The sequence below is a fragment of the Sulfitobacter sp. genome, from assembly GCF_039977885.1.
GTDB lineage: Bacteria > Pseudomonadota > Alphaproteobacteria > Rhodobacterales > Rhodobacteraceae > Sulfitobacter.
In genome coordinates this window covers 44,662-56,712 of sequence record NZ_JBDWCI010000016.1, presented here as the reverse complement: position 1 = coordinate 56,712, position 12,051 = coordinate 44,662, and the positions used below count along the sequence as shown (strand labels likewise).

The 12,051-nt window shown below is 57.7% G+C and carries 13 protein-coding genes; 10 read left to right on the top strand and 3 right to left on the bottom strand.

Annotated elements, in window-relative coordinates:
• Positions 1 to 9: 9 nt before the first annotated feature.
• On the bottom strand, positions 10 to 1,164 hold the full coding sequence (dprA, locus tag ABJM03_RS11805; protein WP_348417727.1) for a DNA-processing protein DprA: 1,155 nt from the start codon (positions 1,162 to 1,164) through the stop codon (positions 10 to 12).
• Positions 1,165 to 1,450: 286 nt separating this feature from the next.
• Positions 1,451 to 2,872 carry a metalloprotease TldD gene (gene tldD, locus ABJM03_RS11800; protein WP_348417725.1) on the bottom strand — a complete coding sequence of 474 codons (1,422 nt, stop codon included), beginning with the start codon at positions 2,870 to 2,872 and terminating at the stop codon, positions 1,451 to 1,453.
• Positions 2,873 to 3,070: 198 nt separating this feature from the next.
• Between tldD and coxB the strand changes: the two genes are divergently transcribed.
• The 9 genes from coxB (at position 3,071) to ABJM03_RS11755 (ending at position 10,594) form a co-directional block, all read left to right on the top strand.
• Complete coding sequence (gene coxB / locus ABJM03_RS11795; RefSeq protein ID WP_348417724.1) at positions 3,071 to 3,967, top strand: cytochrome c oxidase subunit II; 897 nt, start codon at positions 3,071 to 3,073, stop codon at positions 3,965 to 3,967.
• Positions 3,968 to 4,044: 77 nt separating this feature from the next.
• Positions 4,045 to 4,980 (top strand): heme o synthase, encoded by a 936-nt coding sequence (cyoE, locus tag ABJM03_RS11790; protein WP_348417722.1) that lies wholly within the window; start codon positions 4,045 to 4,047, stop codon positions 4,978 to 4,980.
• A complete protein-coding gene (locus tag ABJM03_RS11785; protein ID WP_348417720.1) occupies positions 4,980 to 5,177 on the top strand; it encodes a cytochrome C oxidase assembly protein in 198 nt (65 codons plus the stop codon). Before cyoE ends, ABJM03_RS11785 begins: the two co-directional genes overlap by 1 nt.
• Entirely contained in the window at positions 5,177 to 5,752 is a 576-nt protein-coding gene (locus tag ABJM03_RS11780) for a cytochrome c oxidase assembly protein (RefSeq protein WP_348417719.1), read from the top strand. The genes ABJM03_RS11785 and ABJM03_RS11780 overlap by 1 nt, the downstream gene beginning before the upstream one ends.
• Before the next feature lie 20 nt (positions 5,753 to 5,772).
• A complete protein-coding gene (locus ABJM03_RS11775) occupies positions 5,773 to 6,582 on the top strand; it encodes a cytochrome c oxidase subunit 3 (RefSeq protein WP_348417717.1) in 810 nt (269 codons plus the stop codon).
• A 96-nt stretch (positions 6,583 to 6,678) separates the two neighbouring features.
• A complete protein-coding gene (locus ABJM03_RS11770) occupies positions 6,679 to 7,359 on the top strand; it encodes an SURF1 family protein (RefSeq protein ID WP_348417715.1) in 681 nt (226 codons plus the stop codon).
• A gap of 3 nt (positions 7,360 to 7,362) precedes the next feature.
• Positions 7,363 to 8,751, top strand: coding sequence for a threonine synthase (thrC, locus tag ABJM03_RS11765; RefSeq protein ID WP_348417713.1), 1,389 nt, complete (start codon positions 7,363 to 7,365; stop codon positions 8,749 to 8,751).
• A complete protein-coding gene (locus tag ABJM03_RS11760; RefSeq protein WP_348417711.1) occupies positions 8,748 to 10,010 on the top strand; it encodes a pitrilysin family protein in 1,263 nt (420 codons plus the stop codon). Before thrC ends, ABJM03_RS11760 begins: the two co-directional genes overlap by 4 nt.
• Positions 10,010 to 10,594 (top strand): GNAT family protein, encoded by a 585-nt coding sequence (locus ABJM03_RS11755; RefSeq protein WP_348417709.1) that lies wholly within the window; start codon positions 10,010 to 10,012, stop codon positions 10,592 to 10,594. Before ABJM03_RS11760 ends, ABJM03_RS11755 begins: the two co-directional genes overlap by 1 nt.
• A gap of 8 nt (positions 10,595 to 10,602) precedes the next feature.
• On the opposite strand, the gene ABJM03_RS11750 is transcribed toward ABJM03_RS11755, so the two are convergent.
• Entirely contained in the window at positions 10,603 to 10,926 is a 324-nt protein-coding gene (locus tag ABJM03_RS11750) for a hypothetical protein (protein WP_348417707.1), read from the bottom strand.
• A 286-nt stretch (positions 10,927 to 11,212) separates the two neighbouring features.
• Here ABJM03_RS11750 and ABJM03_RS11745 point away from each other — a divergent pair, with 286 nt between their 5' ends.
• Entirely contained in the window at positions 11,213 to 12,034 is an 822-nt protein-coding gene (locus tag ABJM03_RS11745) for an MBL fold metallo-hydrolase (RefSeq protein WP_348417706.1), read from the top strand.
• The last annotated feature ends 17 nt before the right edge of the window (positions 12,035 to 12,051 follow it).

Here is a 12,051-nt window from a genome sequence, read left to right as displayed (position 1 = left end):
GGAAGAGAATTAAACGGGCCGGGACAGCAAACCGCCGGGGCTGCGCAATACCTTACCGTCCATCTCGAGTTCGACCAGCGCAGGGGTGACCGTGGACGATGGCACGGCCAGATCGCGGATCAGTTGGTCTTCGGCCACGGGAGAGGGGCCAAGGCGCTTGAGAATTGTCATATGCAGGCCGGCTGTTTCGCGCAGGGTGCGGCGCGGCTTTGCGGATTGGGGCGGCGCGGTATGGGGAAGGGCAGGCTGCTTTGGGGTGCCGTCCATCGGGTCGAGGGCCTCGATAATGTCGGCAGCATTGCGGATCAGGGCTGCGCCATCGCAGATCAGCATATTTGCCCCCGCTGCGCGCGCATCAAACGGATGGCCGGGAACGGCCAGCACATCGCGCCCCTGGTCCAGCGCATCACGGGCGGTGATCAGGCTACCGGATTTCGCTGCGGCCTCCACGACCACGGTTGCACGGGCAAGGCCGGATATGATGCGGTTGCGTTTCGGGAAGTGACGCGCAGTCGGTTGCAGGCCCATGGGCTGTTCCGACAGCCGCAGACCGGTGCGGGCAATATCTTCGGCAAGTTTTGTGTTTTCGGCGGGATAGATGACATCCACGCCTCCCGCCTGCACCGCAACGGTACCATGGGGCAGGGCGGCAAGATGGGCGGCAGCATCAATGCCGCGGGCAAGCCCCGAGACGACGACAAATCCCGCCTCACCCAATTCATGGGCCAAGGTTCGGGCCATTCGCGTGCCAAGCGAAGAAGCATTGCGCGCGCCAACCATTGCTATCATCGGGCGTGCAAGCAGTGCGGGGTCGCCAAGCAGCCACAAAAACGGCGGCGCATCATCCAGTTCGGCAAGGGATGTGGGGTAATCGGGGTGGCCTATATGCAAAAGCTGCGCGCCTGAAGTATGGGCTGCACGTAACTCGGCGCGCACGACCCCTTCGGGGCAGATCTCATACCCTGTAACGCCCGCGGCACGCGCTACCTCAGGTAGCGCGGCCAGCGCATTTTGCGCAGTTCCGTGTTCAATCAGCAGTCGTTTATACGTGGATATGCCGACCCGGCGCGAGCGCAACAAACGGAGACGGGCAAACTGTTCGTCTTCCGGGTTGGGTGGGAGTGGGGGGTGAGTGGAAGAAGGATTGTGGTCCTCAAAAGTCATCCCGTGCTCCGTCCGTTGCTAGAATCAGATATAGCTTTTGGTGGTTAACAAGGTGTGAATCGAATGGGGGCAATTATCGGAGGTTCCAAATGGCCCTTTTCATTTTTGGAACGTATCGGGAGCTTGGATTCGAAGAGAGAGCCAGAAAATGCCTGCGTAACACGACCCTATAAGAGCCACAAAACCTCCGCCAATGATCGTGGAGGGGAAAGCACCAAACCCGCCCCAAAAGGTGAGCAAAGAAGTGATCCCCCCGCTGATCAGAGCGGTTGCCCAGCCGCCGTGATCAAGCCGCAGAACCGCCTACCGTCAGGCCACCAATCATCAGTGTTGGCTGGCCCACACCCACAGGCACCCATTGGCCCTGTTTGCCGCAATTGCCCATGCCTGGGTCAAGCGTTGGGTCATTGCCGATGGCGCGGATTTGTTTCAGCGCGGTGGCCCCGTCCCCGATGAGGGTTGCCCCTTTCACGGGCGCACCTACCAAGCCATTCTCGACGCGGTAGGCTTCGGTGCAGGAGAATACAAACTTGCCGTTGGTGATATCCACCTGACCGCCGCCGAACCCAACGGCATAAATACCGTCCTTAAGGCCCGCCACAATGTCACCGGGGGCCGTATCGCCGCCCAGCATATAGGTGTTGGTCATACGCGGCATCGGGATGTGGGCAAAGCTTTGGCGGCGTCCGTTACCAGTGCTTTTGACGCCCATCAGCCGCGCATTCTGGCGGTCTTGCATGTAGCCTATCAGCTTGCCGTCCTCGATGAGCACGTTTTTGGCGCTGGGCGTGCCTTCGTCATCCACAGAGATACTGCCGCGCCGGTCGGGGATGGTGCCATCATCCAGCACAGTCACCCCTTTGGCGGCGATTTGTTGGCCCATGAGGCCCGCAAATGCAGAGGATCCTTTGCGGTTGAAATCTCCTTCAAGGCCGTGGCCGATGGCTTCATGCAGCAGGATACCGGGCCAACCCGGGCCAAGTACAACGTCCATCACGCCAGCAGGGGCCGGAACCGCGCTCAGGTTCACCACGGCCACACGCAGGGCCTCACGGGCTTTGCCTTGCCAGTCTTCTGCGGCAAGAAGCCCGTCAAGGCCGATGCGCCCGCCGCCACCTGCAGTGCCGCTTTCGCGGCGGCCATCCTGCTCCACGATGACCGAGATATTTACACGGGTCATGGGCCGGACGTCACGTACGGAAGTTCCTTCGGGGCGCAGAATCTCGATTTCCTGAATGGAAGCCGAGATCGAGGCGCTGACCTGCACGACACGCGGATCGAGGCTACGGCAGAAATCATCAATCTCACGCAACGTCTCGACTTTTACGGAAAAAGCCGCACCTGCGATCGGGTCCTCATCGGTGTAAAGCTTTTTGTTCGTGCCGTCGGGGGCATCTGCCCATGTGCCGCCTCCGTCTCCTACGGCGAGCCGCGCGGTTTGCGCGGCACGGCGCAGGGCAGCTTCGGAGATTTCGGTAGAGTGGGCATAACCTGCAACCTCGCCGCGCACGGCGCGCAGGCCGAATCCGGTTGCAGCGTCATAGCTTGCTGTCTTGAGCCGCCCGTCATCAAATACCAACCCCTCCGAGCGCGTGCGCTCGAAAAACAGCTCGCCGTCATCGGCCCCCGCAACGGCATCGCGCAGCACCCGAAGGGCCGTATCACGGTCAAGAATGTCTGTAAGGGGAGAGAAGGGAGTGTCGGCCATGAAAGATATGCTCCGTGTAAAAAGGAACCCGAGCCAATACCGCAATACAGGACGCAGGCAGCCATTTGCGCCTGTGTGACGCAAGCTGGGGACTTTATTTTGTAATGGATATATGATTGTAAGGCTAAAGATTACAACGGCGGTAGGAACAATCGGTCCGCTTTAGCCACCAGGGTCACGAATATCAGGACGAAAATGATGAAAAAGAACCTCACACTTGCGGGCCTGATGGCCAGCTTTACAAGCTTGCCTGCAGGCGCACAAACTGTTGATCCTCAAGGGCTTGAGATCATCGGGCAGCCTGAAAACGGCAAGACGGGCTTCCAGACAGGGGTGACCGAATTGGCACATGACCTGCAGTGGCTGGATGGTATGATTCTGGTGATCATCACGGTGGTGACGCTCTTTGTGATTGCGCTGATGGCGTGGGTTGCGATCCGCTATAACGCCAAACGTAACCCTGAACCTGCAACCTTTACCCACCACACCCCGGTCGAGATCGTATGGACAATTGCGCCCATCCTGATCCTTGTGGGGATCGGTGCATGGTCCCTGCCAATCCTGTTCCGTCAGCAAGAAATCCCCGTTGCGGATTTGACCATCAAGGCGATCGGCCACCAATGGTACTGGGAATATGAATATGTGGACAATGATTTCGCCTTTGAAAGCTATATGATCGGTGCACCCGCGCTGGGTGGCGAAAACATGAAGACCCCCGAAGTGATCGCGCAGCTCGAAGAGGCTGGCTATACTGAGGAGCAGTGGTTGTTGGCAACAGATACAGCCGTGGTTGTGCCCGTGAACAAAACCGTTGTTGTGCAGGTGACCGGTGCGGATGTGATCCACTCATGGGCGATCCCGGCCTTTGGTGTGAAGCAGGATGCCGTCCCCGGCCGTTTGGCCGAGCTTTGGTTCAAAGCCGAGCAGGAAGGCGTTTATTTCGGCCAATGTTCCGAGCTGTGCGGGATTTCCCACGCCTATATGCCAATCACGGTCAAGGTTGTCTCGGAAGAAGCTTATGACGCGTGGTTGAACCGTGCCCGTGAAGAATACGCAGGTATTCCAGCACCACTTACGGTCGCCGCTGCCGACTGAATACTGTTGTGCCGCAACGTATGACCCTGCGTTGCGGCAGATTAACGATTTACACGCATAGCCACGGAATAGCCTGAATGACTGACGTGACCACGACCCAAACTTTTGAAGGTGAGCCCCAACTGGGCGATTATTACGCGCTGCTCAAGCCGCGCGTGATGCAATTGGTTGTGTTCACCGCCGTGGTTGGCATGTTGGCTGCACCCGTCGCGGTAAACCCGATCATCGGCTTTGCCTCGATCCTGTTTCTGGCCATTGGGGCCGGGGCCTCGGGGGCGCTGAATATGTGGTGGGATGCGGATATCGATGCGGTGATGAAGCGCACGGTGAACCGGCCGATCCCTGCTGGGAAAGTCACGGCGCAGGCGGCGATGTATCTGGGCGTGGCCCTGTCGGGCCTGTCGGTGATGATGCTGTCGCTTAGTGCGAATTTGCTGGCCGGTCTGATGCTGGCCTTCACTATTTTCTTCTACGTGGTGCCCTATACCATGTGGCTCAAACGCTCGACGCCGCAGAACATCGTAATCGGCGGTGCCGCAGGGGCGTTTCCACCGGTGATCGGTTGGACCATCGCAACAGGCTCTTTTGCGTTGGAGCCTTGGCTGATGTTTGCATTGATCTTTATCTGGACGCCGCCGCATTTCTGGGCGCTGGCGCTGTTTATGCGCAATGACTATGACGAGGCCAAAGTGCCGATGCTGACCGTAACCCATGGTCGCCGCGCCACCCGTAATCATATCCTCGGCTATACAGTTCTTTTAGCGGTTATCGCTGTTGCAACGGCCTTCACCGCGATTGGCGGTTGGGTGTACCTGACCACTGCGCTGGTGCTCAACGCGCTGTTTCTGAAAGGCGCCTATGACATCTGGCAACGGGACGAAGATACGTCCGAGGCCGATAATTTCGCAGTTGAGCGGAAGTTTTTTCGCCTGTCGCTTTGGTATTTGTTCGCGCATTTCGTAGCGATCCTGATTGAGGCCGGGCTGCATCCGCTTGGCATGGGAGGCTTCTGATGGCCCTGCGTCCTGAACATGAAATCCACAGCCGTCGCAGAGGGCTGAACATCGGTATCGGGCTGATGCTGGGGGCCTTTGTGCTGCTGGTGATGCTGCTGACTTTCACCAAAATCACCTCACCCCAGTTTCAGGTCCCTGCTTCGCAAGGTGCCGGCGTAGGGGTGCAAATCCCTTCCAGCGGAGGATCGAACTGATGGCGCTTACAGGTCCCCAAAAGACAGTTACGCAAACGGTTGGTCTGGTTGTGTTGATGGGGGGGCTCGCATGGGCTTCGGTGCCGTTTTATGACTGGTTCTGCCGTGTCACCGGCTTTGGTGGGGTGCCGGGGGTGTCTACCGTCGCTGCGGACGAAGTGCTGGAGCAAACGATCAAGATTCGATTTGACGGCTCGATCAACAACGACATGGGTTGGGAGTTCAAACCAGTCGTGCGCGAGATGGAAGTTAAGATCGGTGAAACCGCTTTGGCCTTTTATGAGGCCTACAACCCCACCCAGTTCCCGATCGCGGGGCAGGCATCCTACAATGTGACGCCCTATCAGGCTGGTGGTTTTTTCCAGAAAATCGACTGTTTCTGCTTTGAAGAACAGGTTCTTGCCCCCGGCGAGCGGGTGCAAATGCCGGTGAGCTTCTATGTTGACCCTGAAATCGTCGATGATCGTGAAGGTCAGTATATACATACCATCACGCTCTCCTATACATTCTACGAAATTGATCTGCCCGAAGGCTACGCCGCCCTCGAGACGGATCAGATAACAGACTTGAACTAATACCAAAAGGGACGCCCATAATGGCCCATGCAAAGAACCACGACTACCACATCCTTAACCCCTCTATCTGGCCCTTGCTGAGCTCCCTGTTTGCATTTGTGATGCTGACGGGTGGCGTTCTGTGGATGCATGACGTGACAATGTTTGTCTTCCTGATCGGGCTGGTCGGGACGCTTTATTGCAGCTTTGCGTGGTGGTCCGAGGTCGTCGAGGAAAGCAATATCGGTGACCACACCAAAGTGGTTCAGATCGGTCTGCGGTATGGTTTTATCCTGTTCATCATGTCCGAGGTGATGTTCTTTGCGGCATGGTTCTGGAGTTTTTTCAAACACGCCATGTACCCGATGAACGAATATGCCGGGTCAACGTATATTCCGCCGCAAATCTACCAGGTTGACGCCTTCCACCTGCCGCTGATCAACACGCTGATCCTGCTGCTGTCGGGCTGTGCGGTAACATGGGCGCACCACGCGCTGGTGCATGGCAACAACCGTGCGGACCTCAAAAGCGGACTGATCATCGCCGTTGTTCTGGGTGCGCTGTTCACCTGTCTTCAGGCCTATGAATACGCTCACCTGCTGCATGAAGGTTGGGAATTCGGCGGCGATGAGTTCTTCTCGAACTTCTTTATGGCCACAGGCTTCCACGGCTTCCACGTGGTGATCGGCACGATCTTCCTGCTGGTGTGCTGGTTCCGTGCCCGTGCAGGTCATTTTGACAGTGAAAACCACGTCGGTTTCGAAGCGGCAGCATGGTATTGGCACTTTGTCGATGTGGTTTGGCTGTTCCTCTTCTTTGCGGTCTATATCTTCGGGATTCCCGGAAACTAACCGCCAAGCCTTGCACCTGTAGCAGGCTGAGATAAACAGACGCGCGGGGCGAAAGCTCTGCGCGTTTTTCATTGCAACGGGTAAGCGAGGGGCTTCATGCGCCGCAGTTTGTTTCTGATCGTGATCGGTGCCGGTGGAGCGGCCATTCTGCTGTGGCTGGGCTTTTGGCAGATGCAGCGGCTTGAATGGAAGCTTGACGTGATCGCCGATATTGATGCCCGCATCGAGGCAAGCCCCATTCCGCTGCCCGATGTGCTCGACCCTGACGCAGATACCTATCTACCGGTCGAGATCCGCGGCGTGATTGCCCCCGATTACCTGCGTGTACTGGTGAGCCAAAAGGAAATCGGGGCAGGCTACCGAATTATTTCGCCCTTTGATATGGGCGGGCGGCGTGTGTTGCTGGATCGCGGGTTTACGCCCGTGGCCCAGACAGAGATTCCCGCACATGTGGGATCGGTCACCGTGCGCGGCAATCTCCAATGGCCTCAGGAAACCGACGGGTTTACGCCCGAACCTGATACTGCCAACAATATCTGGTTCGCCCGCGAAGTTGCCGATATGGCCGAGGCGCTTGATACCGAGCCGGTTCTGGTCGTAGCCAGTCACACTTCCTTCAATGACGCACCAATATCCCCCCTGCCGGTTGACACCAGCGCGATTCCAAACGACCACCTGCAATACGCAATTACATGGTTCTCCCTCGCGGCGATCTGGATTGCGATGAGCCTGGCCTTTATCTTGCGCGTCCGCCGCGCGTCAAAACGGAACCTTTGATCCATGCGATATATCTCGACCCGTGGCGCTGCGCCGATCCTGACATTCGAAGAGGCGATGCTGACCGGCCTTGCCCGCGATGGTGGTCTTTATGTGCCCGAAACGATCCCGCAGCTGGACGCCGCACAGATCAAAGCGATGGCAGGCCAATCCTATGAAGAGGTCGCCTATACCGTGATGCGCCCCTTTATCGGGGATACATTCACCGACGCGGAGTTCCGCGATCTGATTGCCAAAGCCTATGCGAATTTCGGCCACACCAGCCGCGCACCGCTCAAAGAGCTGGCTCCGAACCATTTCCTGCTGGAGCTGTTCCACGGCCCCACGCTGGCGTTCAAAGATTTCGCCATGCAGTTGATTGGGCAGATGTTCCAGCTGGCCTTGGGCCGCAAGGGGGAGCGTGTGACCATTGTGGGCGCGACCTCGGGCGATACCGGTTCTGCCGCGATCGAAGCTTTCCGCGGGCTCGAAAATGTAGATGTCGTGATCCTCTATCCGCATGGCCGCGTGTCCGATGTGCAGCGCCGCCAGATGACCACGCCGGTTGAAAGCAACGTGCATGCGCTGGCCGTCGATGGTGATTTCGACGATTGCCAAGCGCGCCTCAAAGATATGTTCAACGATTTCGAATTCCGCGATGGCGTAAAGCTGGCTGGTGTGAATTCGATCAACTGGGGCCGCGTGTTGGCGCAGGTGGTGTATTACTTTACCGCCGCCGCAAGCCTTGGCGCTCCCGATCGCAAAGTGAGCTTTACCGTGCCCACCGGCAACTTTGGTGATATTTTTGCGGGCTATATCGCCAAACGTATGGGGCTGCCGATTGACCAGCTGGTGGTTGCCACGAACCAGAACGATATCCTGCACCGCTGTTTGTCGGGGCAGGGCTATCACAAAGATGCCGTGCATCCGTCGATCAGCCCATCCATGGATATTCAGGTCAGCTCGAACTTCGAGAGGGCATTGTTTGATGCCTATGGCCGCGATGGCAATGCCGTGGCGCAGCTGATGACCGAGCTGGGGCAGGGCGGTTTCGACGTGAGCCAAGGGGCGGCGCAGGCTTTGTCCGAAAACTACAGCTCGGGCCGCGCGTCCGAAGAAGAAACCTTTGCGACCATCACCGATACGCTGGCGCAAAGCGCCGAATTGCTGTGCCCGCATTCTGCTGTGGGGGTGAAGGTCGCCAATGAACAGCGTGACCCGGCGACGCCGATGATCACCCTTGCCACAGCACATCCCGCCAAATTTCCCGACGCGGTTGAAAAGGCATCGGGCATCCGCCCGCCATTGCCGCCGCGTATGGCTGACCTGTTTGACCGTCCCGAGCGTTTGACCCGCGTGCCAAACGACCTTGAGGCCCTCAAGACCCACATAAAAGGACTGATCTCTCAGTGACCCTTCAAACCACGCGCCTGTCAAATGGCTTTCGTATCGTATCCGAACATATGCCCGGGCTTGCTTCGGCCAGTATTGGCGTATGGGTAGGGGCCGGTGGCCGCCATGAAGCATCTGCGCAGAACGGGATTGCGCATTTTCTCGAACATATGGCGTTCAAGGGTACGAAAACCCGCAGCGCGCTGCAAATCGCCGAGGCGATCGAGGATGTTGGCGGCTATATCAATGCCTATACCTCACGCGAAGTGACGGCCTATTACGTGCGTGTATTGAAAAATGACGTGCCGTTAGGGTTGGATGTGATTGCCGATATTCTGCGCAATCCGGTCATGGATGATGCCGAAATCGAAGTCGAACGCGGCGTGATCCTGCAAGAGATCGGACAGGCGCTGGATACGCCGGATGATGTGATTTTCGATTGGCTGCAAGAGCAGGCCTTTCCGGATCAACCTATCGGGCGCACCATCCTTGGCCCTGCCGAGCGTGTGTCGAATTTCACCCGTAAGGATCTGACAGGCTTTATTGATCAGCACTATGGCCCCGAGCAGATGATCCTGAGCGCGGCCGGTGCTGTGGATCATGATGAACTTGTCAAACTGGCGGAAAAGCTGTTTGGCGATATGAAACCAAAGGGTTTGTTGCAGGCGCAATCGGCGGTTTATGCTGGCGGCGAATACCGCAAGAACAAGGCGCTGGAACAGGCGCATTTCGCGCTGGGGTTCGAAAGCCCCGGCTACCGTGCGGATGATATCTATGTCGCGCAAATCTACGCATCTGCGCTTGGCGGCGGCATGTCGAGCCGCCTGTTTCAGGAAGTGCGCGAAAACCGCGGGTTGTGCTATACCATCTTCGCCCAAGCAGGGGCCTATGCAGATACCGGTATGATGACGGTCTATGCGGGGACCTCGGGCGCGCAATTGCCCGAGCTGGCAGGCATCACCATCGACGAGATGAAGCGCGCTGCATCGGATATGTCGCCCGCCGAAGTTGCCCGCGCACGCGCGCAGATGAAAGCAGGCTTGCTGATGGGGCTGGAAAGCCCCAGCAACCGCGCCGAGCGTCTGGCCCGTTTGATCCAGATCTGGGACCGCATCCCGCCGCTGGAGGAAACGATTGCCCAGATTGACGCAGTGACCACAGGCGATGTGCGCGATTTTGCCGAACGCATGGCAACAAGCGCGCCTGCCGCGCTTGCTCTGTACGGTCCGGTCGATTCTGCGCCTACGCTTGAAGAGCTTGAGGTAAGGCGCGCTGCTTGATGTTGCTGGGACGGCGGAAGCTAAGACTCGAGACCGAGCGCATGACGTTGCGTGCGCCGCTCCAGACGGATTTTCGTCCTTGGGTTGCTTTGCGCAGCGCCAGCCGTGATTTTCTCACCCCTTGGGAGCCTTCATGGTCGCCGGATCATCTGAGCCGTAAGGCGTTTTCGAACCGTGTCTATTGGGCCAACCGTTCGATCAACGGGGGCACGGCGATGCCGTTGTTTCTGGTGCGTCGTGAGGATCAAATGTTGCTGGGGGCGATCACGCTGGACAATATCCGCCGCGGTCCGGCATTGGCGGGGACTTTGGGCTATTGGACAGGGGCGCAATTCACACGCCAAGGCTATATGCGCGAAGCGATTGAGACAGTTGTCCATTACGCCTTTACCCATCTGGATCTGAGCCGGATCGAGGCGGCCTGCCTGCCCGAAAACGCGGCCTCACGCGGGCTGTTAGAGCGCTCCGGCTTTAAATATGAGGGTGTCGCGCAAAGCTATTTGCAAATCGACGGGCGTTGGCGGACCCATGTGCTTTACGCCTCTCTGCGCGGCGACCGCCGTGGCAAGGCGGTCGCACTATAGGCGATAGGTTAGTGGCGGCGTTTGCCGTGGCGCTTGAAGCTGTGTTTGAAATGCCGCTTGGCATGGAAACTTCTGCCGCGGTGACGATCCCCACGGAAAAAGTTGTTGCGATGGGAGCGGTGGGCAAAGCGGTTATTGAACCGGTGGCTGCGGTGCAGGCCGTGGTCACGGTTGTATTTGCGCGATACGTGGCCGCTGCCGTGGTTTGATGTGGTGTAGATCACACCGTTCTTGATGTGCACAACAGTGGTGCCGGCCGTCGCGGCAGAGCCTGCAAGGGCCACACCTACAGCAAGGATGATAGCGGCGAAGGTTGCGATGATCGGTTTCATTTTAGTCCTCCAATCGGGGGCTGTTGGTTTGTTCTTATCTGCATCCCAGATGGGTACGCTTAGTGGTCCGTTCAAATGAATTGGGTGTGAGAAGCCGTGAAGGAAACTGTAAAAAATTCCCGAAAATAACTTGTTTTAAGCCGGAATTGCCGGTTTGACAGTGTAACAATCGATCACGAAATCCGGTGGCGCGCGGTGCGAAAAAATGAGGCGATGCCATGCTACAAGGGCGCGAGGGCGCAGATTGTGATTTGAGAAAAGCGTAACCGGTAGTAGTCTTGAGCCTATGTTTGTCCGATTGATCATCGCTTTGCTGCTGGTGTCGGGTCCTGTGGCCGCACAGTCGACGCGCACGCCCAGCCATTGTCATGCGTTGGCCGATGCCACACCGGGACTGGAATACATTCACCGTGCTTCCCTGCGCACGGTGCCCGAGGAAACCGTCGATATTCATTACATCAGCCATGCCAGTTTTCTGATCCGCAGCGCGGGGGGGCTGAATATAGTGACGGATTTTACGGGGTTTATTGGCAGCACCCCGATGATCCCCGACGTTGTCACAATGAACCACGCTCATGAAAGCCATTGGACTGCATTCCCTGATCCTGAAATTCCCCATGTGCTGCGCGGCTGGGGCGAAAGCTTTGGTGAGGGGGTGACACACCGCCTTGATCTGGGAGAGGTATTGGTCCGCAATGTTTCCACCGATATCCGGTCACAAGCTGGCGGAGTGGAAGAGGATGGCAATTCGATCTTTGTATTCGAGATTGCGGGCCTGTGCATTGGGCATCTGGGGCATTTGCACCATATGCCTAGTGATGAACAATTCGCAGCGATTGGGCGGTTGGATGTGGTGATGGCACCAGTAGATGGTGGTATGACGCTGGATCTTCCGACAATGATTTCCGTTCTGGAACGGTTGCGGTCGCGCATTGTGATCCCGATGCATTGGTTTTCGGGCTACACGCTGGATCTGTTCCTTGACGGCATGTCGGATGCGTTCACGGTGGTGCAGGTCGAGGCTCCGCTGATCAACCTGCGCCGTGATGCGTTGCCGTCCCAGCCGGTGATTATGGTGCTTAGGCCGGATTATCTGCGGGCGGATTGAACCTTTGCGCTTGCAAT